This is a genomic window from Citrobacter sp. SX206 (assembly GCF_024181025.1).
Classification (GTDB): Bacteria; Pseudomonadota; Gammaproteobacteria; order Enterobacterales; family Enterobacteriaceae; genus Citrobacter; species Citrobacter youngae.
In genome coordinates, this window is sequence record NZ_CP049738.1 from 738,445 (window position 1) to 762,985 (window position 24,541).

The 24,541-nt window shown below is 52.6% G+C and carries 27 protein-coding genes and 2 pseudogenes; 12 read left to right on the forward strand and 17 right to left on the reverse strand.

What is annotated here, in order from left to right:
- Nucleotides 1–31: 31 nt before the first annotated feature.
- Together G8S19_RS03590 and mutY are read right to left on the reverse strand one after the other, a co-directional pair.
- A complete protein-coding gene (locus G8S19_RS03590; protein ID WP_003027126.1) occupies nucleotides 32–301 on the reverse strand; it encodes an oxidative damage protection protein in 270 nt (89 codons plus the stop codon).
- A gap of 27 nt (nucleotides 302–328) precedes the next feature.
- Nucleotides 329–1,381, reverse strand: coding sequence for an A/G-specific adenine glycosylase (gene mutY / locus G8S19_RS03595; RefSeq protein WP_253686604.1), 1,053 nt, complete (start codon nucleotides 1,379–1,381; stop codon nucleotides 329–331).
- 160 nt (nucleotides 1,382–1,541) lie between these two features.
- On the opposite strand from mutY, the gene trmB reads away from it, so the two are divergent.
- The 4 genes from trmB to ansB all read left to right on the forward strand — a co-directional run bounded on the left by trmB (nucleotide 1,542) and on the right by ansB (nucleotide 4,591).
- Nucleotides 1,542–2,261 (forward strand): tRNA (guanosine(46)-N7)-methyltransferase TrmB, encoded by a 720-nt coding sequence (trmB, locus tag G8S19_RS03600; protein WP_003027117.1) that lies wholly within the window; start codon nucleotides 1,542–1,544, stop codon nucleotides 2,259–2,261.
- Nucleotides 2,261–2,587 carry a YggL family protein gene (locus G8S19_RS03605; protein WP_003027115.1) on the forward strand — a complete coding sequence of 109 codons (327 nt, stop codon included), beginning with the start codon at nucleotides 2,261–2,263 and terminating at the stop codon, nucleotides 2,585–2,587. Before trmB ends, G8S19_RS03605 begins: the two co-directional genes overlap by 1 nt.
- Nucleotides 2,588–2,636: 49 nt before the next feature.
- Nucleotides 2,637–3,356: a DUF2884 domain-containing protein gene (locus tag G8S19_RS03610; RefSeq protein ID WP_048213199.1), complete on the forward strand. Its 720-nt coding sequence runs from the start codon at nucleotides 2,637–2,639 to the stop codon at nucleotides 3,354–3,356.
- A 188-nt stretch (nucleotides 3,357–3,544) separates the two neighbouring features.
- On the forward strand, nucleotides 3,545–4,591 hold the full coding sequence (gene ansB, locus G8S19_RS03615) for an L-asparaginase 2 (RefSeq protein ID WP_253686094.1): 1,047 nt from the start codon (nucleotides 3,545–3,547) through the stop codon (nucleotides 4,589–4,591).
- Between the two features lie 115 nt (nucleotides 4,592–4,706).
- Here the strand turns inward: ansB and hemW are convergent, their stop codons facing one another.
- The 5 genes from hemW to G8S19_RS03640 are packed head-to-tail and all read right to left on the reverse strand — an operon-like array spanning nucleotide 4,707 to nucleotide 8,013.
- A complete protein-coding gene (gene hemW / locus G8S19_RS03620; RefSeq protein ID WP_253686096.1) occupies nucleotides 4,707–5,843 on the reverse strand; it encodes a radical SAM family heme chaperone HemW in 1,137 nt (378 codons plus the stop codon).
- Nucleotides 5,836–6,429, reverse strand: coding sequence for an XTP/dITP diphosphatase (locus G8S19_RS03625; RefSeq protein ID WP_115642890.1), 594 nt, complete (start codon nucleotides 6,427–6,429; stop codon nucleotides 5,836–5,838). Before G8S19_RS03625 ends, hemW begins: the two co-directional genes overlap by 8 nt.
- Nucleotides 6,430–6,436: 7 nt before the next feature.
- Nucleotides 6,437–6,727, reverse strand: a complete 291-nt coding sequence (gene yggU, locus G8S19_RS03630; RefSeq protein ID WP_005123286.1) for a DUF167 family protein YggU — start codon at nucleotides 6,725–6,727, stop codon at nucleotides 6,437–6,439.
- Nucleotides 6,724–7,290 carry a YggT family protein gene (locus tag G8S19_RS03635; RefSeq protein ID WP_003825417.1) on the reverse strand — a complete coding sequence of 189 codons (567 nt, stop codon included), beginning with the start codon at nucleotides 7,288–7,290 and terminating at the stop codon, nucleotides 6,724–6,726. Before G8S19_RS03635 ends, yggU begins: the two co-directional genes overlap by 4 nt.
- An 18-nt stretch (nucleotides 7,291–7,308) precedes the next feature.
- Nucleotides 7,309–8,013 carry a YggS family pyridoxal phosphate-dependent enzyme gene (locus tag G8S19_RS03640; protein WP_253686098.1) on the reverse strand — a complete coding sequence of 235 codons (705 nt, stop codon included), beginning with the start codon at nucleotides 8,011–8,013 and terminating at the stop codon, nucleotides 7,309–7,311.
- 17 nt (nucleotides 8,014–8,030) lie between these two features.
- On the opposite strand from G8S19_RS03640, the pseudogene G8S19_RS03645 reads away from it, so the two are divergent.
- Both G8S19_RS03645 and G8S19_RS03650 read left to right on the forward strand, forming a co-directional pair.
- Nucleotides 8,031–8,156: pseudogene (locus G8S19_RS03645) on the forward strand (type IV pili twitching motility protein PilT); the annotation flags it as partial.
- 516 nt (nucleotides 8,157–8,672) lie between these two features.
- The gene (locus G8S19_RS03650) at nucleotides 8,673–9,092 is read left to right on the forward strand and encodes a DUF3828 domain-containing protein (RefSeq protein ID WP_048213194.1); all 420 of its coding nucleotides are present in this window, start codon (nucleotides 8,673–8,675) and stop codon (nucleotides 9,090–9,092) included.
- Nucleotides 9,093–9,097: 5 nt separating this feature from the next.
- Here the strand turns inward: G8S19_RS03650 and G8S19_RS03655 are convergent.
- Nucleotides 9,098–9,268: pseudogene (locus tag G8S19_RS03655) on the reverse strand (YggS family pyridoxal phosphate enzyme); the annotation flags it as partial.
- 17 nt (nucleotides 9,269–9,285) lie between these two features.
- On the opposite strand from G8S19_RS03655, the gene G8S19_RS03660 reads away from it, so the two are divergent.
- Complete coding sequence (locus G8S19_RS03660) at nucleotides 9,286–10,266, forward strand: type IV pilus twitching motility protein PilT (RefSeq protein WP_253686100.1); 981 nt, start codon at nucleotides 9,286–9,288, stop codon at nucleotides 10,264–10,266.
- Here the strand turns inward: G8S19_RS03660 and ruvX are convergent.
- The 8 genes from ruvX to metK all read right to left on the reverse strand — a co-directional run bounded on the left by ruvX (nucleotide 10,263) and on the right by metK (nucleotide 17,447).
- The gene (ruvX, locus tag G8S19_RS03665; RefSeq protein ID WP_061068855.1) at nucleotides 10,263–10,679 is read right to left on the reverse strand and encodes a Holliday junction resolvase RuvX; all 417 of its coding nucleotides are present in this window, start codon (nucleotides 10,677–10,679) and stop codon (nucleotides 10,263–10,265) included. The genes G8S19_RS03660 and ruvX overlap by 4 nt on opposite strands.
- Entirely contained in the window at nucleotides 10,679–11,242 is a 564-nt protein-coding gene (locus G8S19_RS03670) for a YqgE/AlgH family protein (RefSeq protein ID WP_253686102.1), read from the reverse strand. Before G8S19_RS03670 ends, ruvX begins: the two co-directional genes overlap by 1 nt.
- Before the next feature lie 111 nt (nucleotides 11,243–11,353).
- Nucleotides 11,354–12,301, reverse strand: coding sequence for a glutathione synthase (gene gshB / locus G8S19_RS03675; protein WP_003027083.1), 948 nt, complete (start codon nucleotides 12,299–12,301; stop codon nucleotides 11,354–11,356).
- 12 nt (nucleotides 12,302–12,313) lie between these two features.
- A complete protein-coding gene (rsmE, locus tag G8S19_RS03680; RefSeq protein ID WP_137364356.1) occupies nucleotides 12,314–13,045 on the reverse strand; it encodes a 16S rRNA (uracil(1498)-N(3))-methyltransferase in 732 nt (243 codons plus the stop codon).
- Between the two features lie 74 nt (nucleotides 13,046–13,119).
- Complete coding sequence (gene endA, locus G8S19_RS03685; protein WP_058842381.1) at nucleotides 13,120–13,827, reverse strand: deoxyribonuclease I; 708 nt, start codon at nucleotides 13,825–13,827, stop codon at nucleotides 13,120–13,122.
- A gap of 94 nt (nucleotides 13,828–13,921) precedes the next feature.
- A complete protein-coding gene (locus tag G8S19_RS03690; RefSeq protein ID WP_061068543.1) occupies nucleotides 13,922–14,419 on the reverse strand; it encodes a SprT family zinc-dependent metalloprotease in 498 nt (165 codons plus the stop codon).
- Nucleotides 14,420–14,496: 77 nt separating this feature from the next.
- Entirely contained in the window at nucleotides 14,497–15,891 is a 1,395-nt protein-coding gene (gene galP / locus G8S19_RS03695; protein ID WP_003027074.1) for a galactose/proton symporter, read from the reverse strand.
- Between the two features lie 401 nt (nucleotides 15,892–16,292).
- Nucleotides 16,293–17,447, reverse strand: coding sequence for a methionine adenosyltransferase (metK, locus tag G8S19_RS03700; protein WP_115601494.1), 1,155 nt, complete (start codon nucleotides 17,445–17,447; stop codon nucleotides 16,293–16,295).
- A 419-nt stretch (nucleotides 17,448–17,866) separates the two neighbouring features.
- Here metK and G8S19_RS22435 point away from each other — a divergent pair, with 419 nt between their 5' ends.
- From G8S19_RS22435 to speB, 4 genes are all read left to right on the forward strand, one after another.
- The gene (locus G8S19_RS22435; RefSeq protein WP_269149342.1) at nucleotides 17,867–18,004 is read left to right on the forward strand and encodes a hypothetical protein; all 138 of its coding nucleotides are present in this window, start codon (nucleotides 17,867–17,869) and stop codon (nucleotides 18,002–18,004) included.
- Nucleotides 18,005–18,095: 91 nt separating this feature from the next.
- On the forward strand, nucleotides 18,096–18,242 hold the full coding sequence (gene yqgB / locus G8S19_RS03705; protein ID WP_005123310.1) for an acid stress response protein YqgB: 147 nt from the start codon (nucleotides 18,096–18,098) through the stop codon (nucleotides 18,240–18,242).
- Nucleotides 18,235–20,211, forward strand: a complete 1,977-nt coding sequence (speA, locus tag G8S19_RS03710; RefSeq protein ID WP_071887384.1) for a biosynthetic arginine decarboxylase — start codon at nucleotides 18,235–18,237, stop codon at nucleotides 20,209–20,211. The genes yqgB and speA overlap by 8 nt, the downstream gene beginning before the upstream one ends.
- A gap of 142 nt (nucleotides 20,212–20,353) precedes the next feature.
- The gene (speB, locus tag G8S19_RS03715) at nucleotides 20,354–21,274 is read left to right on the forward strand and encodes an agmatinase (RefSeq protein ID WP_003027056.1); all 921 of its coding nucleotides are present in this window, start codon (nucleotides 20,354–20,356) and stop codon (nucleotides 21,272–21,274) included.
- Between the two features lie 196 nt (nucleotides 21,275–21,470).
- Here speB and G8S19_RS03720 read toward each other — a convergent pair whose 3' ends face one another.
- On the reverse strand, nucleotides 21,471–22,229 hold the full coding sequence (locus tag G8S19_RS03720; protein ID WP_003027053.1) for a M48 family metallopeptidase: 759 nt from the start codon (nucleotides 22,227–22,229) through the stop codon (nucleotides 21,471–21,473).
- A gap of 279 nt (nucleotides 22,230–22,508) precedes the next feature.
- On the opposite strand from G8S19_RS03720, the gene tkt reads away from it, so the two are divergent.
- On the forward strand, nucleotides 22,509–24,500 hold the full coding sequence (tkt, locus tag G8S19_RS03725; protein ID WP_048213189.1) for a transketolase: 1,992 nt from the start codon (nucleotides 22,509–22,511) through the stop codon (nucleotides 24,498–24,500).
- Nucleotides 24,501–24,541: the final 41 nt, after the last annotated feature.

Sequence of the window (24,541 nt, forward strand, 5' to 3'; positions counted from 1 at the left end):
GGATAAGCGCAGCGCCATCCGGCAACGGTTCTTAAGACTCTGGTGTATAGCCTTCAATATGCACATCTTTGCCTTCAAACAGGAAGTTGATCATCTCCTGCTCAAGCAGCTTACGATGCTCAACGTTCATCATATTGAGCTTCTTCTCGTTAATCAGCATGGTTTGCTTATGCTGCCATTGCGCCCATGCTTCTTTAGAAATCTCGTTGTAGATGCGTTTCCCCAGATCGCCCGGGTACAGCTGAAAATCCTGGCCTTCTGCTTCGCGTTGCAGGAAAGTGCAAAAAATCGTTCTGCTCATAAAAAATCCTCTCTATCGACCGGTACGTTAAACGTGTGTACCGGCACGTAATTGCTGTAACAAACGCTCCACGGGAGCCGCCAGTCCGACCGACGGCGGTTGCGCTAAGTTATACCAGAGCGCGTTGCCTTCATCCATGCATGAGCCCAATGAAGACACAGGAAGCCACATAGGCACAATGTCTAAGTGGAAATGACTAAAGGTATGGCGAAACGCATTAAGTTGGGTCAGATTATCTGCGTTAATTTGCCGTTGCGCCAGCCAGTTGCGCAGTCCATCTTCGTCGTCAAACTGTGGAAAACAGTATAAACCACCCCATAAGCCGCTGGGTGGTCGCTGTGCGAGCAGCACTTCGTCATCATGCTGCATCAGTAAAAAATAGCCCGTTCGTTCCGGCAGCGTCTGTTTCGGTTTTTTACCCGGGTATAACGCCCAGCTTGCATTGGCGCTGGCCATACAGCCATTTTCCAACGGACACAGCGAACATTTAGGTTTTGAGCGCGTACAAACCATGGCGCCTAAATCCATCATTGCCTGATTAAAACGCGCAACACCCTGGGCCGGCGTAACTTGCTCGCTCAGCTCCCACAGCTTCTTTTCGATCTCTTTTTTACCCGGCCAGCCGCTTACAGCATAACAGCGAGCCAGCACGCGTTTGACGTTACCGTCGAGAATCGGAAAATGCTGACCCAGAGAGAGGGAAAGGATCGCGCCTGCGGTTGAGCGACCGACGCCTGGCAGAGCAGCCACCTCATCAAAAGTTTGCGGAAATATACCGCCATGCATCGTCACAACCTGCTGCGCGGCTTTATGCAGATTACGCGCTCGGGCGTAATAGCCAAGGCCGGTCCATAAATGCAAGACTTCATCCAGCGGCGCATGGGCTAAATCGCTTACCGTTGGGAAGCGCGCCATAAAGCGCTCAAAATAAGGGATAACGGTCGCAACCTGAGTTTGTTGCAGCATCACCTCAGAGAGCCATACTTTGTAAGGCGTCTTATCAATTTGCCAGGGCAGCGTTTTCCGCCCGTATTTGTCGTACCAGCTCAACACCTGAGCCGAGAATTGAGACGCTTGCATGATTACCGTTTCATTATTGCCGGGGGCAAGATTGCAGCACAGCGGCAACGGGGTGTAAACCGGAACTTTCCGCTGCTCACTTTCTTCCTTTACTTGCATCCGGCAACTAACTTTGGATAATGCCCGTTTTCAGAACTCAAACACAGCAGACTAAACTTTTATGAAGAACGACGTCATTTCACCGGAATTTGATGAAAACGGCCGCCCTCTGCGCCGGATTCGTAGTTTTGTTCGTCGCCAGGGGCGACTGACGAAAGGGCAGGAACACGCGCTGGAAAACTACTGGCCGGTGATGGGCGTTGAGTTCAGCGAAGAGCCTGTAAATTTCGCAGAACTGTTTGGCCGTGATGCGCCAGTCACGCTGGAAATCGGTTTTGGTATGGGAGCGTCGCTGGTCGCAATGGCGAAAGCGCGTCCGGAACAGAATTTCCTCGGCATTGAGGTTCACTCGCCGGGCGTTGGTGCGTGTCTGGCTTCAGCCCATGAAGAGGGTGTCGAGAACCTGCGCGTCATGTGCCATGATGCCGTTGAAGTCCTGCATAAAATGATTCCTGACAATTCTTTATCTATGGTTCAGCTGTTTTTCCCTGACCCGTGGCATAAAGCACGTCATAATAAACGCCGTATCGTTCAGGTACCGTTTGCTGAGCATATCTTAAGTAAGCTGAAGCTGGGCGGCGTATTCCACATGGCAACCGACTGGGAAGCGTATGCGGAACATATGCTGGAAGTGATGTCCTCCATTGACGGGTATAAAAACCAGTCCGAGAGTAACGATTATGTACCGCGCCCACAATCGCGCCCGGTAACCAAATTTGAACAACGTGGTCATCGTCTTGGCCACGGCGTATGGGACTTAATGTTCGAGAGGGTGAAATAATGGCAAAGAACCGTAGCCGTCGTCTGCGTAAAAAGATGCACATCGAAGAATTCCAGGAAGTAGGATTTTCGGTTGCATGGCGTTTCCCGGAAGGTACATCTGGAGAGCAGGTCGATCAAATCGTTGATGACTTTATCAATGAAGTTATCGAACCGAACAAGCTGGCTTTTGACGGCAGCGGCTATCTGGCCTGGGAAGGTCTGATCTGTCTGCAGGAAATCGGCAAATGCACCGAAGAACACCAGGCAATCGTGCGTAAGTGGCTGGAAGAGCACAAACTCGAAGAAGTGCGTACCAGCGAACTTTTCGATATTTGGTGGGACTAAGTAGCACAGGGTCGGCAAATGCCGGCCCGATTTGTCTTGAGGGAAAGATATGATGCGCAAAACGCTGCTGGCGGCGGTCCTGACGTTCACGGCGATGGCCGCACATGCAGATTACCAGTGCAGCGTCACCCCGCGTGACGATGTGATTTTGAGCCCACAAACGGTGCAGGTGAAGGGCGAGAACGGCGACCTGATTATTACCCAGGCCGGCGATGTCACCTTTAACGGTAAACAGTACAACCTGAACGCCGCACAGCGTGAGCAAGCCAAAGATTATCAGGCGGCGTTGCGTAGCAGCCTGCCGTGGATTGACGAAGGTGCCAGAGCGCGCGTAGAGAAAGGTCGCGTGGCGCTGGATAAAATCATCGCCAAAGAGGTCGGTGAAAGCAGCAACATGCGTGGCCGCTTAACCAAGCTGGATGCGCAATTGAAAGAGCAGATGAACCGCATCATCGAGCATCGAACTGATGGCCTGACCTTCCATTATAAGGCGATTGATCAAGTCCGCGCGGACGGACAACAGCTGGTTAATCAGGCGATGGGCGGTATTTTGCAGGACAGCATCAACGAAATGGGTGCCAAAGCCGTGCTCAAAGGCGGTGGTAACCCGCTGCAGGGCGTGCTCGGTAGCCTTGGTGGCTTGCAAACCTCAATTCAGAACGAATGGAAGAATCAGGAACAAGACTTCCAGCAGTTTGGCAAAGATGTTTGTGCCCGCGTCGTGACGCTGGAAAACGATCGTAAAACGCTGGTTAGCACTCTGAAATAATCTTCACCTCTGTTTAACGGCGCAGAAACATTCTGCGCCGTTTTATTTTGTACTTTTCTGTTTTTTTGATATCCATCTCTAAGAATAACAATTTGATGGAGATATAAATCTGGTTAATTGGATCTCGTCACATTATTCATCTGTGAGATAGACATAATGCTGCAAATTCAAGTAACTGGAGAAATAACATGGAGTTTTTCAAGAGAACGGCACTTGCCGCACTGGTTATGGGTTTCAGCGGCGCGGCGCTTGCACTGCCAAACATCACCATTTTAGCGACCGGCGGGACGATTGCTGGTGGCGGTGATTCCGCGACAAAATCTAACTACACGGCAGGCAAGGTTGGCGTAGAAAATCTGGTTGAGGCCGTACCTCAGTTGAAAGATATCGCCGTGGTTAAAGGTGAGCAGGTGGTGAATATCGGCTCCCAGGATATGAATGACGACGTCTGGTTAACGCTGGCGAAAAAGATTAATACCGAGTGTGATAAAACCGACGGCTTCGTGGTAACGCATGGTACGGATACCATGGAAGAAACCGCCTATTTCCTCGACCTGACCGTCAAGTGCAACAAACCGGTGGTACTGGTAGGTGCGATGCGTCCGTCTACGGGGATGAGCGCTGATGGCTCGTTCAACCTGTATAACGCCGTGGTAACCGCCGCAGATAAAGCCTCTGCCAACCGCGGTGTGCTGGTGGTGATGAACGACACCGTTATGGATGGTCGCGACGTGACCAAAACCAATACCACTGACGTAGCTACCTTCAAATCCGTTAACTACGGCCCGTTGGGTTACATTCATAACGGTAAAATCGACTACCAGCGTACGCCTGCGCGTAAGCACACTACATCCACGCCGTTCGATGTTTCTAAGCTGACCGAACTGCCGAAAGTTGGGATTGTTTACAACTATGCTAACGCCTCCGATCTGCCGGCAAAAGCGCTGGTAGATGCGGGTTACGCAGGGATCGTTAGTGCGGGTGTAGGTAACGGTAACCTGTATAAAACCATTTTCGATACGCTGGCAACTGCCGCGCATAAAGGAACCGTTGTCGTACGTTCATCCCGTGTACCGACTGGTGCTACTACCCAGGATGCTGAAGTTGATGATGCGAAATATGGCTTTGTCGCGTCTGGTTCGCTGAACCCGCAAAAAGCGCGTGTTCTGTTGCAGCTGGCGCTGACGCAGACCAAAGATCCTAAGCAGATTCAGGAAATGTTTAATCAGTATTAATGGCTGAAGGTGGCTGCGCTTATCGACCTGACCCTGTAGGCCTGATAAGCGCAGCGCCATCAGGCAATTTGCCGGATGCGGCTCAAAGCCTTATCCGGCCTGGATCGTTACCGTATTACTCCGCCAGAAACAGCTCCAACAGAGAATTCAAAAACAGCTTACCGTGTTGAGTAATCTGCCAGTATTCATCGCATTCACTCAGGTAGCCCTGGGAAATAGCCTCATCGATCTGTCGACGAATAACGTCCTCGGTAAGCCCGGTATATTGTGTGAACTCCGCGCGAGGTGCGGCCTCAAGCAACCGGAAACGGTTCATAAAGAACTCGAACGGCTTATCGGCTTCGGCGACATCACGCTGGCTTTCGAGATAACGCCCTTGCATGTAGCCACGCGGATGCCGCGTTTTTGTGGTACGCAGAATGCGCCCGTCCGGGAACGTAATTTTGCCGTGCGCGCCGCAGCCAATACCGAGATAGTCGCCAAAACGCCAGTAATTAAGGTTGTGCTGACACTGATAGCCTGGCTTCGCATAGGCTGAGGTTTCGTACTGCTGATATCCCGCGGCGGTCAGTAGCTGGTGGCCTTGCTCAAAAATATCCCACAGCGCATCATCGTCCGGTAAAACAGGCGGTCGGGAACCGAACAGCGTGTTGGGTTCGATGGTCAACTGATACCAGGAAAGATGCGGTGGATTGAGCGCGATGGCCTGCTGTAAATCGCCCAGCGCCTCTTCCAGCGTCTGATCCGGCAAACCATGCATCAGGTCGAGGTTAAAGCTGCGTAGCCCCAGACCACTCGCCAGGTGTGCTGCTCGTTTGGCTTCTTCCGGCCCGTGAATACGTCCCAGACGCTCGAGTTTGGCGGAGCTAAAGCTCTGTACGCCAATCGAGATACGGTTGACGCCAGCGCGTTGATAATCAACAAAGCGATCGGCTTCCACCGTCCCGGGATTCGCCTCCATGGTGATTTCTGCATCTGCGGCCAGATTCAGCCGTGCGCGCACGCCGTCGAGCAGCGTTTGCATTGCCGGGCCAGAAAGCAGGCTCGGCGTACCACCACCGATAAAAATCGTCTTTACTTCACGTCCCTGAGCGTGTGCAACCTCAGAATCAAGATCGCTCAGCAGGTGCTGAACATAGTCGTCATGAGGAACCTCGCCCTTAAGTGCATGCGAGTTAAAGTCGCAGTACGGGCATTTCTGCACGCACCACGGGATGTGAATATAAAGACTTAGCGGCGGAAGGTTAACCATTACGCAGGGCATCCAGCAGCAGCTTCAGTGCCTGTCCGCGGTGGGAAATCGCACTTTTTTCTTCGCGGGTCAGCTCAGCAGCTGTTTTTCCTTCGGACGGCACAAAAAAGATTGGGTCGTAACCAAAACCACCGTTTCCGGCCGGTTCACGGGTAATCACGCCCGGCCAGCTTCCGTGGCACACTAAAGGCGTGGGATCGTCCGCATGGCGCATATACACCAGCACGCAGTGGAATTGCGCCTGACGCTGGTCATCCGGGACATCCCGCAGGGTGTACAGCAGTTTTTCCAGGTTCTGCTGATCGGTCGCATCTTCGCCGGAATAGCGGGCTGAATAGATACCCGGCGCGCCGCCAAGGGCATTTACTGCCAGACCTGAGTCATCAGCAATGGCTGGCAAACCCGTAATTTGTGCGGCATGACGCGCCTTCAGAATGGCGTTCTCAATAAACGTCAGCCCGGTCTCTTCTGCAGAATCAACACCCAGATCCGTTTGGGCAACAACATCAAGACCGAAATCACTCAGAAGAGAGGCGAGTTCACGCACTTTACCGGCATTGCCGGTCGCGAGGACAACTTTTTGCATGGGATACCTAATCAGTTAGCGCCGCAATTTCGGGCGGGATCTGTTGCGGATGAATAATTTTAACCTGTTTATGGCGGCCAAGCTCGCCCTTCTCAATAACGACCTGGCTTTTCGCTACGCGGAACTGTTTGCCGAGAAACTTCACCAGATGGCTGTTGGCTTGTCCATCAACCGGCGGGGCGGTAATGGCGACTTTTAGCTCGTCGCCATGTAAACCCACAATGCTGTCACGGCTGGCTTTCGGCTGAATATAGAGCCGTAAAACCAGACCGTCGTCGCAGGGTGTAACGGCACTCATAGCGCCATCCACAGCCCCGGCAGCAGCATGTTGCCTGTCGCCTGTAACACTTCCGCGATCCCCATGTTAATGACATAGAGCAGCAGAACCAGAATCATTGGGGAGAAATCGATCCCGCCCATGCCTGGAAGTATGCGACGAATAGGACGCAGCAGCGGATCCGCCAGTTGGATCAGCACGTACTCCACCGGGCTGCGGCCCTGGCTGACCCAGCTCATAATCGCCATCACCAGCAGTACCCAGAAAATCAGCAGTCCGATGGTTTTCAGGACAATCAGCACGGCGGCGATCCAGATGATCGGCTGGAACGTCACCACCTTAAACAGCACGATGGCTTTGATAAAGCTGAGAACGAGCGCGACTAATGCTGATGCGCTGTCGATCGGTCCCATCGGGGGGATAATGCGGCGTAACGGCCCAATAATGGGCTGAGTGATTTTCACAATAAACTGCGAGAACGGGTTGTAGAAATCGCAGCGAGACCATTGCATCCACACGCGCAGTAGCAGCGCCATGGTATACAGCTCAATTACCGTTGAGAGCAGGAAGGTCAACGTATTCATGGTGTTCCTTAGTTTTCCTTATTTTTTAGTGTAATCACGAGCACCAAAAATGGCAGTGCCGATGCGCACCATCGTGCTACCCGCCGCGATAGCGGCATCCATATCATCAGACATCCCCAGCGAGAGCGTATCGATATTTGGGTAGCGTGTTTTCAACCCGGCAAATGCTACAGCCATTTGCTGTGCAACTTCAAACTGCCTTACATAATCTGACTCAGGAGCGGGAATAGCCATCAAACCACGCAGGGTAATGCGCGGCAGCACAGCGACTTCAGCGGCCAGGGCATCAAGCTCTGCCAGCGGAATCCCTGACTTACTGTTCTCATCGCTGATATTAATCTGGATCAGCACATTCAGCGGCGGCAGGTTTGCCGGGCGCTGTTCGCTCAGACGGGCAGCGATACGTAGACGGTCGATCGTATGGCACCAGTCAAAATGTTCTGCGACCAGACGACTTTTGTTGGACTGCAGCGGGCCGATAAAGTGCCACTGCAGATCGTTGACGCCTTTTTCCTGAAAGTAGCGGATTTTATCCACCCCTTCCTGGACATAGTTTTCACCGAAGGCTCGCTGCCCTGCGGTAATGGCTTCTTCGATGGCGCTCGCAGGTTTGGTTTTGCTGACTGCAAGCAACGTAACTTCTTCTGAAGACCGCCCGCAACGCGTCGCGGCGGCTGAGATTTTGTCCCGGACATGTGCCAGGTTATGCGCGATATCGTTCATTTTCCGAGGATGTTCATATGAATATGGAAGAAATAGTGGCCCTTAGTGTAAAGCATAACGTGTCGGATCTACACCTGTGCAATGCATGGCCTGCGCGTTGGCGCAGGCGTGGAAAAATCGAAAACGCGCCATTTACCACGCCTGGTGGGACTGTGGATGTGCTGAGTACAAAATGTGAGTCTGTAGGAGGATGTAAACAGATTTAACAAATAGAATTTTTAATTCGTTTTTATTTAGCTCAGGCTTGCTTTAATTTAAAGGTTTAAAGTAATAAAAATAGGTGTGAAATTATATCTCTAATGAAATTAAGCCATTGCATAATTGATGGGGTAAATATTGTTACTGATTTTATAACTAAACGATAATACACATTGCAAATATAAGTTTGGGACATGGTGATGATGTCAATAAATGGAGTTAGAAGCATTTAATGTTCATGCTAATGGTTCGCTTTGTGATATTTCATATTCTTCGTTTATAAATGAAGTGTTGTAAATGTGGAATAAAGAAGCCGCTATAAATTTTGTTAGACATAATGCTTATCCACACGCTACGGGTTATTGTGCCAGGGCAGTAACAGCAGCTATCGAACATGGCGTCTACCCCGGACCTGGTTATCGTAAAAGTCAGTCTTCGTATAAATTATATAGGCACAACTGATGAAGCGATTAATATTATTTACTTTTCTATTCTCATCATTTGCTATGGCAGAAATAGTTCCTGCTGATACGCAAGCATTAAAATTCAATACCTGGTATATAAAGCAGATTGCTCATAATGTCATCCCAGTTGCAGATAACCCGACGGCATTAGAGCCTTTCGTTAGTATTGATACATTGAATAAATTAAAACAAGCTTATATGAATAATGAGCTTGAAGAGGATTATTTTCTAAAGGTTCAGGATTTTGCAGATGAAGACTGGAGTAAGCATATTAGTATTGATCTGACTATAACTGATCCTATTTGTACCAATGTCTATTTGACATTTGGAACAGGTGAGTCATCTCAAAAAGTCATTGACTGCATGGTAGAAGAAAATGGTGTATGGAAAATCAAGAGCGTGGCTACTCGCCATTAGTTATTGTTTTCACCAATTGAAAATAATCCTGCGGTAATGGCTTCTTCGATGGCGCTCGCAGGTTTGATTTTGCTGACTGCAAGCAACATAACTTCTTCTGAAGACCACCCGCAACGCGTCGCGGCGGCTGAGATTTTGTCCCGGACATGTGCCAGGTTATGCGCGATATCGTTCATTTTCCGAGGATGTTCATATGAATATGGAAGAAATAGTGGCCCTTAGTGTAAAGCATAACGTGTCGGATCTACACCTGTGCAATGCATGGCCTGCGCGTTGGCGCAGGCGTGGAAAAATCGAAAACGCGCCATTTACCACGCCTGACGTAGAGAATCTGCTGATGTGCTGGCTCAGTGAGCAACAACAGGTACAGTGGCGGGAGCAAGGGCAGGTTGATTTTGCCGTTACCCTGACGGACTCCCGGCGGCTGCGCGCCAGCGCATTTGCCCATCAGCAAGGAACGTCACTGGCGCTAAGACTGCTACCGCTGGATTGTCCTCATTTAGACGATCTCCAGACTCCCGAGGCCATACCTGAACTGCTGCGCAGTGAAAATGGGTTAATTCTGGTGACAGGTGCCACCGGCAGCGGTAAATCTACGACCCTGGCGGCGATGGTGGAGTATCTTAATCAGCATATTGAGGGACACATTCTGACGCTGGAAGATCCTATTGAATACCGCTACGCCAGCCAGCGTTGTCTCATTCAACAGCGGGAGGTGGGCGTACACTGCGTCTCTTTCGCCGCCGGTTTGCGCGGTGCGTTACGCGAAGATCCCGACGTTATTTTGCTGGGCGAGCTGCGCGACGTGGAAACCATTCGGCTGGCATTAACGGCGGCGGAGACCGGACATCTGGTGCTGGCAACGCTACACACGCGTGGGGCTGCACAAGCCATTGCGCGGCTGGTGGATTCCTTTGCTGCATCAGAGAAAGATCCGGTGCGTAATCAACTGGCAGACAGCCTGCGGGCGGTTCTTTCGCAAAAACTGGAGGAGGATAAGCAGGGGGGACGCGTGGCGCTATTCGAGCTGCTCGTTAACACGCCCGCCGTGGGCAATTTGATCCGCGAAGGGAAGAACCATCAGCTACCCGGCGTGATTCAAACCGGGCAGCAGACAGGTATGCAGACGTTTGCACAAAGTTTGCAGCAGCTACAGGCGCAGGGGCGGCTTTAATAGCCCTGCTCGAAATAGCTTTCCAGGATAATAACGGCAGAAGCGGAGTCCACTTTGCCTTTATTCAACGCCCGGTAACCGCCTTGCTCAAACAGGCCTGAGCGGGCTTCGACGGTGCTCAAACGTTCATCGTGCAGCGTTACGGTTACGCCAAAGCGACCATGAATGCGGTTGGCGAATTTACGCGCGCGCGCGGTAAGAGGTTGTTCGGTACCGTCCATGTTGAGCGGCAGGCCGACGATGATCTCATCTGGTTGCCACTCTTTTAGCAGGCGTTCAATCGAATTCCAGTCCGGCGTACCGTCCTGCGCTTTGATGGCGGGCAATGGCCTGGCCGTACCGGTAATGCGCTGACCTACGGCGACGCCGATACTTTTCGTACCAAAATCAAAAGAGAGTAATGTTCCGCTCATCATGCGTGTCCCGCCACGCCGGGCATGGTCTGAATATCTATTCCGATAAGTTTGGCAGCGTCGCGCCAGCGGTCGGCAATCGGCGTTTTAAACAGAATGTTGAGATCGGCGGGGGCGGTGAGCCAGGCGTTATCCAGTAGCTCTTGCTCCAGTTGACCTTTTTCCCATGATGAATAACCCAGTGCAACCAGCACTTCGGACGGTTGTTCTTGTGTGCCCAGGGTTTCTAATACATCGCGGGAGGTTGTGATGATGGTGTTATCAGAAATGCGAATACTGGACGCAAAGCGCGACGGTGGGGTATGAAGTATAAATCCACGGTCTTCTGCCAGCGGGCCGCCGAGCATCACGGGCTTATCCAGACGAATGGCCGGATCGCGTTCTTCTGGGGTAATCTTCAGCTTTTCCAGAATCCCTTCAATTTGTAAGTTTTCCAGAGGCTTATTAACGATAACCCCCATTGCTCCGTTCTCATTATGTTCACAGATGTACACCACGGAACGGCGGAAAATTGGATCCTGGAGAGCAGGCATGGCAATTAGAAAGTGATGCTGTAAATTCATTGTCAGAGGTTCTGTTTCCTGGTTCAAAAAAGCAACAGCGCCCAGTATGCGTACAAACAGGAGCGCTGTCACTATTAGTATTGGTAGGGTCCCTTCTACCGGCGAGTTCTTTTATTTTTGCAGGCGCGCTTCAATGGCATCCATCAGCATACCGGTAATCGAAACCGGGAACTCCGCTTCAATTTCACGAATACAGGTTGGGCTGGTGACGTTAATTTCCGTCAGACGATCGCCAATGATGTCCAGACCGACAAAAATCAAACCTTTCGCTTTCAGCGTTGGCCCAATGCGACGTGCAATTTCCCAGTCGCTGTCGGTCAATGGACGCGGCTCGCCACGACCACCAGCAGCCAGGTTGCCACGGGTTTCGCCGCCCTGTGGAATACGCGCCAGGCAGTACGGAACGGGTTCACCATCGACCACCAGCACGCGTTTATCGCCATCTTTAATGGCCGGCAGATAGTTCTGCGCCATGCAGTAGCGGGTACCGTGCTCTGTCAGCGTTTCCGCAATAACGCCAAGGTTCGGATCGCCTTCCTTCACGCGGAAAATAGAGGCCCCACCCATGCCGTCCAGCGGCTTAAGTATGATGTCGCTGTGTTTTTGCCAGAAGGCTTTCAGCTGCGCTTTGTTACGCGTGACCAGCGTTTCCGGCGTCAGATCGGCAAACCATGCGGTGAACAACTTCTCGTTGCAGTCGCGCAGGCTCTGCGGTTTGTTGACGATCAGCGTTCCTTTTTCTTCTGCACGTTCCAGAATATAGGTTGCATAAATGAACTCGGTATCAAACGGCGGATCCTTACGCATCAGAATAACGTCCAGGTCTGCCAGCGGGAGATCCTGCTCGCTCTTGAACTCATACCATTTGTCGTAGTTCTGCTCTACGCTCAGGGTACGCGTATGGGCGCGGGCTTCACCGTTGATCAGATAAAGATCGGCCATCTCCATATAATGAATTTCGTAACCGCGGCGTTGCGCTTCCAGCAGCATAGCGAAGCTGGAATCTTTCTTGATGTTGATGCTTGCGATGGGATCCATCACGATGCCGAGCTTGATCATTGTTTTTCTCCGTTAGCCCAGATCGCCAAAACGCACCTGTAGCGCGGTAATGGCGGTGAGCGCAGTTGTCTCAGTACGCAGAACGCGAGGTCCTAACAGAATATCAGTAAACTGATACCGTGCGGTCATGGCAATTTCATCTGCCGATAGCCCACCTTCCGGGCCAATCAGCAAGCGGATGCGCTCCACCGGGAGCGGCAGCGTGTTGATGCTGGCGCTGGCGCGAGGATGCAGATTGAGTTTCAGACCTTCGTCCTGTTCTGCACACCATGCTTCCAGATCCATTGCCGGGCGAATTTCAGGTACCCGATTACGACCGCACTGTTCGCAGGCGGCAATGGCAATTTTCTGCCACTGCTGGAGCTTCTTGTTCAGGCGTTCACTGTCCAGTTTAACGCCGCAGCGCTCAGAAAAAAGTGGCGTAATGAGGCTTACACCCAGTTCGATCGATTTCTGGATAGTAAATTCCATTTTTTCACCGCGCGACATTACCTGGCCCAGGTGGATATACAACGGTGATTCACGATCGTCGAGCTCGGCGTTAAGTACCTTCACGTCCACGCTTTTCTTACTGGCATGGGTAATTTCGGCGTCGAATACCTGATTGCTGCCATCAAACAGCTGTAGCGGCTGGCCTGGCCCCATACGTAGTACGCGGCCGATATGGTTGGCGGCATCCTCACACAATGAAATTTGGCTACCGGAAGTGATTGGCTCAGGGTGATAAATGCGGGGAATGCGCATAGTTAAACATCCGCGTCATGGCCCTGAGCTATTAAAGGCCAGGGCATGGTTAAAAATATTGCCGCTAGTGTAGGTTAGCTCTTTTGCGCCTGGCAAGCGCGTTGCACATAAGGGTTATGATTCCCCTGTACCTTCGCGATGCGTTCGTCGCGCTCACACTCCCAGTCGGTGACCGGATACTGCTTATTCCAGGCATTAAAAAGCTGGGTTTGCTGGCGGGAGAGCGTCAGGTTGTATTGGTCGCGCATATAAAAATAGGTACGCGCGATGGCGCCACGTGCGCGGGCAGGCGGTTCGGCAACTTTCTCTTTGAAATCAACCTTCATCGCGCACTGTCCATACTGGCCTTCGCCACCGTTCCACTGGCTGTACATAAAGTTTGCGCGATCGCCATTCACTTCACCTACCGCAGGCTGCAGGTTATGCATATCGCTTTCCATTTTGCGATAGACCGGATCTTTAGCGCAGTTTTTACGCCCCCCGTCCTGCCAGCACTGGCGCTGATGACCAAACTGCCAGGCGGGGACAACGTGTTCCCATTCAATTCGACTGGCGCGGTTTTCGTTTTTTCGCACTTTATAGCCGCAGGATTCGAGGTCCACGACCCCTTTTTTGCCTTGCCAGTTAATTTTACAGCCACAATAGAAATCGCCCGGCGCATCGGCGTTAACTTTGACGCCCGCAGCTTTTGCCTGGGAAAAACTATTGATGCCTTCGGCTAAAACCGGACCTGAAAACGCAGCGGCTAACAGGGCGGCTGCAAAAGAAAAATTACGGTACATCACGAACTCCGTGTCAAAACGAGCCCGCAACGTAGCGAAAGTCATTCCTGTATGCAATCAGTTAGATCAGAAAAGTTCCTGATAATTCTGAAGATTATTCTGCAATCAGTGGTTCGCCGCAGTGAACGCAGCGGTAGGTGGCTTCACCGCGTACCACGCGGTTATGGCGGCGTACGGTCAGTTGGTGTTCCTGACATTTGCAGCGGTAAGTAAAGGTCTTACGCTGCACGGATTGCAGTTCGAACTGATGCGTGCGTCGGGCTGGCACGCCCAGCACGCTCTCCATCATCCATTTCCACTCTTTGCCGTGCGGCGGCACGCGACCAAAGTATTTCCACACCAGTAAATGCGCCAGTTCATGGGGCACCACCTCATTCACGAATGCGTCGACATTTTCCATCAGCAGTACCGGATTGAGGCGGATTTCGTAGGTTTGTAACCACGCGGTGCCTGCAGCGGTGCCGCGCTGTTGGTACACCAGCTTAGGTTCCGGATAATTACGCTCGAGCTTAAGATTGGCCTGTGCGAGTTTTTCCCGCAGGCTGCGCATAACGGCTTGCTGGATGGCGATAGGGAGACGGGAGGTTTTCATAACGCCAGAGGATAGTGCGACAGGGAAGGGACTGCAAGAGGAAGGCTTCCTCCCGCGGGGGAGGAAGCTTTTCGTGATTAGTCGTGTGCGCCAATTTCGCGCAGTTTACGACCTTTCATCAGGTTACGTTCAATGTGTTCCAGAGAGACATTTTTAGTTTCAGGTATCAGCCACAGGGTCAGGAAGATGAACAAGACGTTCAGACCACCGTAGACCCAGAAAGTATTGGCGCTTCCCAGCGAGTTCAGCATCGTCAGGAAGGTAGCGCCGACAATCATGTTGGCTATCCAGTTGGTTGCGGTAGAGCAGGTGATACCGAAATCGCGACCTTTCAGCGGCTGAATTTCAGAGCACAGTACCCAAATCAGCGGACCGGCACTCATGGCGAAACCAACAATAAACATCAGCAGCATCAGTACAGCGAAGTATTGCGCGGCTGCCGAGTGAATACCCACGTGCATCATCGTGCCCAGTACGCCCATACCGACGGCCATGACGATAAAGCCGAGGATCAGCGTAGGCTTGCGGCCCCAACGGTCAACCAGACCAATGGCGATAAAGGTTGCCAGCACGTTGGTCAGACCGACGATAACCGTCCCCCACATCTGCTCGGTGGTGTTGGTGTAGCCCGCCAGCTCAAAGATTTTCGGTGCGTAATACATAATGACGTTCATCCCGGTGAACTGCTGCATCACCTGTAACAGGACGCCAAGGAATACCGCGCGGCGGAAGTTGCTGTTCTCTTTAAACAGCGCCCAGCCGCTCTGCTTCACCTGCAGACTTTCACGAATTTCATCCAGCTCGCGTTTGGCTTCTGCGCTGGTATCACGCAGACGCAACAGAACACGTTCAGCATCGACAAAACGACGTTTAGCAGCAAACCAGCGTGGGCTGTCCGGCAGGAAGATAACGCCAACCAGCAGCAGCAGGGCAGGGATGATGATCACGCCCAGCATCCAGCGCCATGCACCGCTGTAGCTAAACGCCGTATCGGAAAGATACGCGCCTAAAATACCGATGGTGATCATCAACTGATACATAGAGATCATGCTGCCACGAATTTTTTCCGGGGCAATTTCAGACAGGTACAGCGGCGCGGTATAAGACGCAACGCCCACCGCCAGGCCGAGCAGTACGCGGGAAACCAGCAGCACTTCAACGTTTGGCGCCGCGGCGGAGAACAGTGAACCGGCAACAAACAGGATTGCGCCGATCATCAGACTCTTTTTACGCCCCAATTTGAAGGAGAGCCAACCGCTGCCGACGGCACCCACGGCAGCACCAAACATCATCGAACTCACCACCCATTCCTGAGTGTGGGGGGTAATTTGGAACTCGTCGGTGATGAACGGTAAAGCACCGGCAATAACACCGATATCCAGGCCAAAAAGTAATCCAGCCAGGGCTGCAAGAAAGCAGACAAAAAATGTCATGGCTTTGTTGGAACGCCCCGTTTTTTTATTGTCAGGCATGATGCCCTCCGGTTGGGTAGCTAGTTTTGTTGATGTTAAGGGTAGGTGAGTACGGGGTAAAAAAATGCGAATCACATCACATTAGTGTAATCGGTTACACTGACATTTATCACGATTATCGATTAACCATTTGAAAATTAACATTTTATAATACGATTAAATATGGTTAATTGCCTGGAATTAAGACGATCCTGAAAAATAATGTAACAGTGACGCAAGCTTGACGGAAAAGAGATGTTAACTTGTTGTGGATATAAAATCGGTGCTATGTAATCGCTTTCATTGTTGTTAGAGGACCGCTTCACTGCATTGTTCAGGTGACGAGGCGTTGGGGGGAAAATTGGGGAATAAAAAAAGACCAGCACGAGGCTGGTCTTACTAAGCGGACAGTCTTCAGTAAATTACTTCAGACCGGCAGCTTCACGCAGCAGAGCGGCTTTGTCGGTTTTTTCCCATGGGAAATGTTCGCGGCCAAAGTGACCGTAAGCTGCGGTTTCTTTGTAGATCGGGTGCAGCAGATCCAGCATCTGAATCAGGCCATACGGACGCAGGTCGAAGAACTCGCGCACCAGCAGGGTCAGTTGCTCAGAAGGTACTTTTTCGGTACCAAAGGTTTCAACCATGATAGAGGTCGGTTCAGCCACGCCGATGGCGTAGGAAACCTGAATCTCACAACGGTCAGCCAGACCAGCGGCAACAATGTTTTTCGCGACGTAACGAGCTGCATAGGCTGCGGAACGGTCAACTTTAGATGGATCCTTACCAGAGAATGCACCGCCGCCGTGACGCGCCATGCCGCCGTAGGTATCAACGATGATTTTACGACCTGTCAGGCCACAGTCGCCCATCGGACCGCCGATCACAAAACGACCCGTCGGGTTGATGAAGAATTTGGTCGCAGCGCTCAGCCATTCAGTCGGCAGTACCGGCTTGATGATCTCTTCCATGACAGCTTCTTGCAGAGATTTCTGGTCGATATCTTCAGCATGCTGAGTCGACAGAACCACGGCATCAATACCGACGATTTTGCCGTCGTCATACTGGAAGGTAACCTGGCTTTTTGCATCCGGGCGCAGCCACGGCAGAGTACCGTTTTTGCGTACTTCAGCCTGACGCTGTACCAGACGATGCGCGTAGGTGATTGGCGCAGGCATCAGCACGTCGGTTTCATTGGTTGCATAACCAAACATCAGGCCCTGGTCGCCAGCGCCTTGTTCCAGCGGATCCGCGCGGTCAACACCCTGGTTGATATCCGGAGACTGCTTACCGATGGCGCTCAGAACCGCGCAAGAGTTGGCGTCAAAGCCCATGTCGGAATGCACATAGCCAATTTCGCGAACCGTGTTACGCGTGATCTCTTCGATATCTACCCAGGCGCTGGTAGTGATCTCACCGCCAACTAAAACCATACCGGTTTTGACATAGGTTTCGCAGGCTACGCGTGCTTTCGGATCCTGCTCGAGGATTGCATCCAGCACGGCATCAGAGATTTGGTCAGCGATTTTGTCAGGATGCCCTTCTGATACGGACTCGGACGTAAAAAGGTGTTTTGCCATATTTAATTTCACCTAAGGAATATTTAGTTAGCTCAAACTGTCGAGTGGAATAGCCATGTGTAGAAGATTCTACCATGAGTCTGCAGATGACGGACACTGGCAGTCTGAGTGTTAATCGGTATAGATGGATTAACATCTGGACGGCTATTTTAGGACAGTTCTTCGCCTGATTTCCAGCTTTTTTTGATTGAGGTCGCATTGTACTGAAAATGTAACTGGAAATTTTTCCTGACGGTGCTGGCAATGTACGTATTTATCTTTTGCATTTTCGTACTGTTGTCGGTATAAAACGCGGCGCGCGGCTCATACAAAAAGCACACGACGTTTTCATCGTGTTGCCACTTCCAGCCGGGTTAACACTTTAGCTTTGGCTTGTGGGTTCGTTCCGTCAGGAGCAACCGTGGAGGTGATACGAGATAATGAACCGTTGTATTCTGCTGAATCTGTCGCACCGTTCTGGTGTACATATGTCCCCCGCAATCTGCATCTTGCATACCTGCCGATGTTATACCCATCTCGGCGCTTCTCAGGACTCAAGAGCCGGTAACGGTCACTAAGAACTGAACAAGGGCGCTCTTGGTAAACAAGAGTTTTCTCGTGGTTTCGCCGAACCGTCAGCATTAAGTTCGGTTACGTGTTTACATTGATATGAAAAAGAAACCGGTCGCACAGTCGGAGCGTCAGCACTATCTGCTGGAAATTCTGCCTGTATTTGGGTTGTTATCGCGTCTATGGATTGCGATAGTAGTCAACTGTTTTACACTTGTTAATAAAATTGAGGTTCGCTATGTCTGACGACATTTCTTTGGGTTCGCCTTCGTCAGCAGGCGAACACGGTGTACTACGCTCCATGCAGGAGGTTGCAATGAGTTCCGAGGAAGCCAGCAAGATGCTGCGTACTTACAATATTGCCTGGTGGGGTAATAACTACTATGACGTCAATGAGCTGGGCCACATCAGCGTGTGCCCGGATCCGGACGTACCAGAAGCGCGCGTTGACCTTGCTGAGTTGGTGAAAGCCCGTGAAGCGCAGGGCCAGCGTCTGCCTGCATTATTCTGCTTCCCGCAGATCCTGCAACACCGACTGCGTTCGATTAACGCCGCGTTTAAACGCGCCCGTGAATCTTACGGTTACAACGGCGACTATTTCCTCGTTTACCCGATCAAGGTCAACCAGCATCGTCGCGTGATTGAATCGCTGATCCACTCCGGCGAACCGCTGGGGCTGGAAGCCGGTTCCAAAGCTGAACTGATGGCCGTTTTGGCCCATGCCGGAATGACCCGTAGCGTGATCGTGTGTAACGGCTATAAAGACCGTGAATACATCCGTCTGGCGTTGATTGGCGAGAAGATGGGCCATAAGGTCTATCTGGTCATCGAGAAGATGTCTGAAATCGCTATCGTGCTGGATGAAGCTGAACGTCTGAATGTGGTTCCGCGTCTGGGCGTGCGTGCGCGTCTGGCGTCGCAGGGGTCCGGTAAATGGCAGTCTTCCGGCGGCGAAAAATCCAAGTTCGGCCTGGCGGCAAACCAGGTGCTGCAACTGGTGGAAATACTGCGCGAGCGCGGTCGTCTGGACAGCATTCAGTTGCTGCACTTCCACCTCGGTTCGCAGATGGCGAACATTCGTGATATCGCCACCGGCGTACGTGAATCAGCGCGTTTCTACGTTGAGCTGCACAAGCTGGGCGTGAATATCCAGTGCTTCGACGTCGGCGGTGGTCTGGGCGTGGACTACGAAGGTACCCGTTCGCAGTCTGACTGCTCCGTAAACTACGGCCTGAACGAATACGCCAACAATATCATTTGGGCGATTGGCGATGCCTGTGAAGAGCATGGTCTGCCGCATCCGACGGTCATCACCGAGTCTGGTCGTGCGGTTACCGCGCATCATACTGTGCTGGTGTCTAACATTATCGGCGTTGAGCGTAGTGAACATACCGAAGCCACACCGCCGGCTGAAGATGCACCGCGTGCCCTGCAAAGCATGTGGGAAACCTGGCAAGAGATGCACGAGCCGGGAACCCGTCGTTCGCTGCGCGAATGGCTGCACGACAGCCAGATGGATCTGCATGATATTCACGTGGGTTACTCTTCAGGCACCTTCAGCCTGCAGGAGCGTGCGTGGGCAGAGCAGTTGTATCTGAACATGTGCCATGACGTGCAGAAACAGCTCGACCCGAGCAACCGCGCGCACCGTCCGATTATCGACGAACTGCAGGAGCGTATGGCGGATAAGATCTACGTCAACTTCTCCCTGTTCCAGTCGATGCCGGATGCATGGGGGATCGATCAGCTGTTCCCGGTACTGCCGCTCGAAGGACTGAATCAGGTGCCAGAGCGTCGTGCGGTGCTATTGGATATTACCTGTGACTCCGACGGTGCTATCGACCACTACGTTGACGGTGATGGCATTGCGACCACCATGCCGATGCCGGAATACGACCCTGAGAATCCGCCGATGCTGGGCTTCTTTATGGTGGGTGCGTACCAGGAGATCCTCGGCAACATGCACAACCTGTTTGGTGATACCGAAGCGGTTGACGTGTTCGTCTTCCCCGACGGTAGCGTGGAAGTTGAGCTGTCCGACGAAGGGGATACCGTGGCGGATATGCTGCAGTACGTGCAGTTGGATCCGAACACCCTGCTGACGCAGTTCCGTGACCAGGTGAAAAAAACCGATCTGGATGCTGAGCTGCAACAGCAATTCCTCGAAGAGTTCGAAGCGGGTCTGTACGGATACACTTATCTCGAAGACGAGTAAGGCTGCTCGGGTTCGCTTGAACCTGGGCAAATTAACGGCGATAATTCGCCCATACAAGTAGTCACGTAAATCAATCCCTTCCTCGTCGGGCTTAACGACGCGGAGGGGATTTTTTTTCACCGATTTTAAAAGAGGTCAGTACATGAGCACCTTAGGTCATCAATACGACAACTCCCTGGTTTCTAACGCCTTTGGTTTTTTGCGTCTGCCGATGAACTTCATGCCTTACGACAGCGACGCCGATTGGGTGATCACCGGCGTACCGTTTGATATGGCAACGTCAGGTCGCGCGGGCGGCCGCCATGGCCCGGCGGCGATCCGTCAGGTTTCCACCAACCTGGCCTGGGAGCACAACCGCTTCCCGTGGAACTTCGATATGCGCGAGCGCCTGAACGTGGTGGACTGCGGCGATCTGGTTTATGCGTTCGGGGATGCGCGTGAAATGAGTGAAAAACTGCAGGCGCATGCTGAGAAGCTGCTGTCTGCCGGTAAGCGCATGCTCTCCTTTGGCGGCGACCACTTCGTCACGCTGCCGCTGCTGCGCGCGCACGCTAAACACTTTGGTAAAATGGCGCTGGTGCACTTTGACGCCCACACCGACACCTACGCGAACGGCTGCGAATTCGACCACGGCACCATGTTCTACACTGCGCCGAACGAAGGTCTGATCGATCCGAATCACTCTGTGCAGATCGGTATTCGTACCGAGTTCGACAAAGACAACGGCTTTACCGTGCTGGATGCGTGCCAGGTTAACGACCGCAGCGTTGATGACATCATCGCTCAGGTTAAGCAGATTGTCGGTGATATGCCGGTATACCTGACTTTTGATATCGACTGTCTGGATCCGGCGTTTGCACCGGGAACCGGTACGCCAGTGATCGGCGGCCTGACGTCCGATCGCGCGATAAAACTGGTACGTGGTCTGAAAGATCTGAACATCGTCGGGATGGATGTTGTTGAAGTGGCTCCGGCCTACGATCAGTCAGAGATCACCGCACTGGCGGCGGCAACGCTGGCATTAGAAATGCTCTATATCCAGGCGGCGAAAAAAGGCGAGTAACGGTTTCGGGCTATTTTACTCGCCATTTTGAACCCGGGCAGTGCTCGCCATCCTCACGTACTACGTGTACGCTCCGGTGGCTGTGCGCTGTCCGGTCTCAAACTGACTTCGCCAATAACGCCCGATCGCTGGACTAAATTTGTCATTCTGTAGGCCGGATAAGGCGTTCACGCCGCCATCCGGCACTGTTCGAAGATTATTTGATCCCGTCTGCGCTCATGCGATCGCGAATATGTTGCGCACGTTCTGCGGATGCCGGGTGATCGTCAAACATTGAGCTTTGACGTCCTGCTTCCAGTTTTGCCAGTTTCTCAAAACTGGTGGCTAAGCCTGCCGGATTGATCCCTCGTTTGCGCAACAGATCATACGAGTAATCATCCGCTTCGGATTCCTGACGCTGGGAGAACTGCGAGTTCACCAGTTTCTCGCCAAGATCGCCCAATTGCGACTGCGACAAGCTGCCGACAATACCGCCAGCGGAAGCCGCAGCTGCGCGCACGGCGTTCGTACCCAGCGCAACCTGCATCCCTTTTTTCACGTGACCCAGCGCAACGTGACCCATTTCGTGGCCGATCACCGCTTCGACTTCGTTGTCGGTCATCATATCCATCAGGCCGCTGTATACGCGGATACAGCCGTTCGCCATGGCAAAGGCATTCACATCTTTCGCCATATACACTTTGTAGTTCACCGGCTGGCCGTTAATGTTATCGCCAAGCGCGGCGGCGATTTTGCCAAGACGCGTTGCATACTCGCTGCCAGCCGGGGCGATGGTAGCTTTGCTGTCCATATCCTTACAGGCCTGATCGCTCAGCGCTTTTACCTGCGCATCGCTCAGACTGTAGGCCTGGAAAGCCTCTGCGCCTGAGGAAAGCAGTCCGTTTGAGTCCATGTTCTGGCAGCCGGTCAATGCCGCCGCCATGCTCGTAGCAAGCAGTAAAGCGCGAATTTTCATTTTTTCTCTTCCGCACAAGGTCAGGATTATTCTAAAAAATGCGTCGTTTACAGGTGAACCGACGCTCGGCCTAAGTATAAAGAAAAGAACAATAAGCGGGCGAGAAGATTGCGCAACTTGCGCGCATGATCCAGAGATTTCTGAAGCGGCAAAAGGATGCTCCATGTACATGACACGCGGCTTGGGTTACATTGTTGGCACTTTTTTCCGGCGTAGCCCAAAACGCGCTGTCGTCAAGTCGTTTAGGGCGTGGCCTTCATTATCCGATCTGGAGTCAAAATGTCCTCACGTAAAGAGCTTGCCAATGCTATTCGTGCGCTGAGCATGGACGCAGTACAGAAAGCCAAATCCGGTCACCCGGGTGCCCCGATGGGTATGGCTGACATTGCCGAAGTCCTGTGGCGTGATTTCCTGAACCACAACCCGACTAACCCGTCCTGGGCTGACCGTGACCGCTTCGTGCTGTCTAACGGCCACGGTTCAATGCTGATTTACAGCCTGCTGCACCTCACCGGCTATGATCTGCCGATGTCCGAGCTGCAGAACTTCCGTCAGCTGCACTCCAAAACGCCGGGTCACCCGGAAGTGGGTTACACCGCGGGTGTTGAAACCACGACCGGTCCTTTGGGTCAGGGCATTGCGAATGCAGTGGGTATGGCTATCGCTGAAAAAACGCTGGCGGCGCAGTTTAACCGTCCTGGTCACGACATCGTTGACCACTTCACCTATGCTTTCATGGGCGACGGCTGCATGATGGAAGGTATCTCTCACGAGGTATGTTCTCTGGCCGGTACGCTGAAACTGGGTAAACTGGTTGCGTTCTATGATGACAACGGCATCTCTATCGATGGCCACGTTGAAGGCTGGTTCACCGATGACACCGCGAAGCGTTTCGAAGCTTACGGCTGGCACGTGATTCGTGGTGTAGATGGTCACGATGCTGACGCAATTAAGCGCGCAGTAGAAGAAGCCCGTGCAGTGACCGACAAACCGTCCCTGCTGATGTGCAAAACCATCATCGGTTTCGGTTCTCCGAACAAAGCCGGTACCCACGACTCTCACGGTGCGCCGCTGGGCGATGCAGAAATCGCACTGACCCGCGAACAGCTGGGCTGGAAATACGCGCCGTTCGAAATCCCGTCTGAAATCTACGCGCAGTGGGATGCGAAAGAAGCCGGCCAGGCAAAAGAAGCCGCCTGGAACGAGAAGTTCGCTGCTTATGCCAAAGCTTTCCCGCAGGAAGCTGCTGAATTCACCCGTCGTATGAAAGGTGAAATGCCGTCTGACTTCGACGCGAAAGCCAATGAGTTCATTGCTAAGCTGCAGGCTAATCCGGCGAAAATCGCCAGCCGTAAAGCGTCTCAGAACGCAATTGAAGCCTTCGGTCCTTGGCTTCCTGAATTCCTCGGCGGCTCCGCTGACCTGGCACCGTCTAACCTGACTCTGTGGTCTGGTTCTAAGGCCATCAACGAAGATACTGCCGGTAACTACATCCATTACGGTGTACGTGAATTCGGTATGACCGCTATCGCCAACGGTATTTCCCTGCACGGTGGTTTCCTGCCGTACACCTCCACCTTCCTGATGTTCGTGGAATATGCCCGTAACGCGGTGCGTATGGCTGCGCTGATGAAACAGCGTCAGGTGATGGTCTATACTCACGACTCCATCGGTCTGGGTGAAGATGGCCCGACTCACCAGCCGGTAGAGCAGGTTGCTTCTCTGCGTGTGACCCCGAACATGAGCACATGGCGTCCGTGTGACCAGGTTGAATCCGCAGTAGCATGGAAATACGGTGTTGAGCGTCAGGACGGCCCGACCGCGCTGATCCTCTCCCGTCAGAACCTGGCACAGCAGGAACGTACCGCAGAGCAGCTGGCGAACATCGCTCGCGGTGGCTACGTGCTGAAAGATTGCGCGGGTCAGCCGGAACTGATCTTCATCGCCACCGGTTCTGAAGTTGAACTTGCCGTGGCTGCCTGGGACAAACTGACCGCTGAAGGCGTGAAAGCGCGCGTGGTTTCCATGCCGTCTACCGATGCATTCGACAAGCAGGATGCGGCTTACCGTGAATCCGTACTGCCGAAAGCCGTCTCTGCTCGCGTCGCTATCGAAGCTGGCATTGCTGACTACTGGTTCAAATACGTGGGCCTGAACGGCGCTATCGTCGGTATGACTACCTTTGGTGAGTCTGCACCGGCAGAACTGCTGTTTGAAGAATTCGGCTTCACCGTAGACAACGTGGTCGCGAAAGCAAAAGAACTGCTGTAATTTCGATTACAGGTGAAAACGGGTCGCTCAGGCGGCCCGTT

Coding starts and splice junctions, on each gene's coding strand:
- G8S19_RS03590 (WP_003027126.1), bottom strand. CDS start 301: ATGAGCAGAACGATTTTTTGCACTTTCCTGCAACGCGAAGCAGAAGGC.
- mutY (WP_253686604.1), bottom strand. CDS start 1,381: ATGCAAGCGTCTCAATTCTCGGCTCAGGTGTTGAGCTGGTACGACAAA.
- trmB (WP_003027117.1), top strand. CDS start 1,542: ATGAAGAACGACGTCATTTCACCGGAATTTGATGAAAACGGCCGCCCT.
- G8S19_RS03605 (WP_003027115.1), top strand. CDS start 2,261: ATGGCAAAGAACCGTAGCCGTCGTCTGCGTAAAAAGATGCACATCGAA.
- G8S19_RS03610 (WP_048213199.1), top strand. CDS start 2,637: ATGATGCGCAAAACGCTGCTGGCGGCGGTCCTGACGTTCACGGCGATG.
- ansB (WP_253686094.1), top strand. CDS start 3,545: ATGGAGTTTTTCAAGAGAACGGCACTTGCCGCACTGGTTATGGGTTTC.
- hemW (WP_253686096.1), bottom strand. CDS start 5,843: ATGGTTAACCTTCCGCCGCTAAGTCTTTATATTCACATCCCGTGGTGC.
- G8S19_RS03625 (WP_115642890.1), bottom strand. CDS start 6,429: ATGCAAAAAGTTGTCCTCGCGACCGGCAATGCCGGTAAAGTGCGTGAA.
- yggU (WP_005123286.1), bottom strand. CDS start 6,727: ATGAGTGCCGTTACACCCTGCGACGACGGTCTGGTTTTACGGCTCTAT.
- G8S19_RS03635 (WP_003825417.1), bottom strand. CDS start 7,290: ATGAATACGTTGACCTTCCTGCTCTCAACGGTAATTGAGCTGTATACC.
- G8S19_RS03640 (WP_253686098.1), bottom strand. CDS start 8,013: ATGAACGATATCGCGCATAACCTGGCACATGTCCGGGACAAAATCTCA.
- G8S19_RS03650 (WP_048213194.1), top strand. CDS start 8,673: ATGAAGCGATTAATATTATTTACTTTTCTATTCTCATCATTTGCTATG.
- G8S19_RS03660 (WP_253686100.1), top strand. CDS start 9,286: ATGAATATGGAAGAAATAGTGGCCCTTAGTGTAAAGCATAACGTGTCG.
- ruvX (WP_061068855.1), bottom strand. CDS start 10,679: ATGAGCGGAACATTACTCTCTTTTGATTTTGGTACGAAAAGTATCGGC.
- G8S19_RS03670 (WP_253686102.1), bottom strand. CDS start 11,242: ATGAATTTACAGCATCACTTTCTAATTGCCATGCCTGCTCTCCAGGAT.
- gshB (WP_003027083.1), bottom strand. CDS start 12,301: ATGATCAAGCTCGGCATCGTGATGGATCCCATCGCAAGCATCAACATC.
- rsmE (WP_137364356.1), bottom strand. CDS start 13,045: ATGCGCATTCCCCGCATTTATCACCCTGAGCCAATCACTTCCGGTAGC.
- endA (WP_058842381.1), bottom strand. CDS start 13,827: ATGTACCGTAATTTTTCTTTTGCAGCCGCCCTGTTAGCCGCTGCGTTT.
- G8S19_RS03690 (WP_061068543.1), bottom strand. CDS start 14,419: ATGAAAACCTCCCGTCTCCCTATCGCCATCCAGCAAGCCGTTATGCGC.
- galP (WP_003027074.1), bottom strand. CDS start 15,891: ATGCCTGACAATAAAAAAACGGGGCGTTCCAACAAAGCCATGACATTT.
- metK (WP_115601494.1), bottom strand. CDS start 17,447: ATGGCAAAACACCTTTTTACGTCCGAGTCCGTATCAGAAGGGCATCCT.
- G8S19_RS22435 (WP_269149342.1), top strand. CDS start 17,867: ATGAACCGTTGTATTCTGCTGAATCTGTCGCACCGTTCTGGTGTACAT.
- yqgB (WP_005123310.1), top strand. CDS start 18,096: ATGAAAAAGAAACCGGTCGCACAGTCGGAGCGTCAGCACTATCTGCTG.
- speA (WP_071887384.1), top strand. CDS start 18,235: ATGTCTGACGACATTTCTTTGGGTTCGCCTTCGTCAGCAGGCGAACAC.
- speB (WP_003027056.1), top strand. CDS start 20,354: ATGAGCACCTTAGGTCATCAATACGACAACTCCCTGGTTTCTAACGCC.
- G8S19_RS03720 (WP_003027053.1), bottom strand. CDS start 22,229: ATGAAAATTCGCGCTTTACTGCTTGCTACGAGCATGGCGGCGGCATTG.
- tkt (WP_048213189.1), top strand. CDS start 22,509: ATGTCCTCACGTAAAGAGCTTGCCAATGCTATTCGTGCGCTGAGCATG.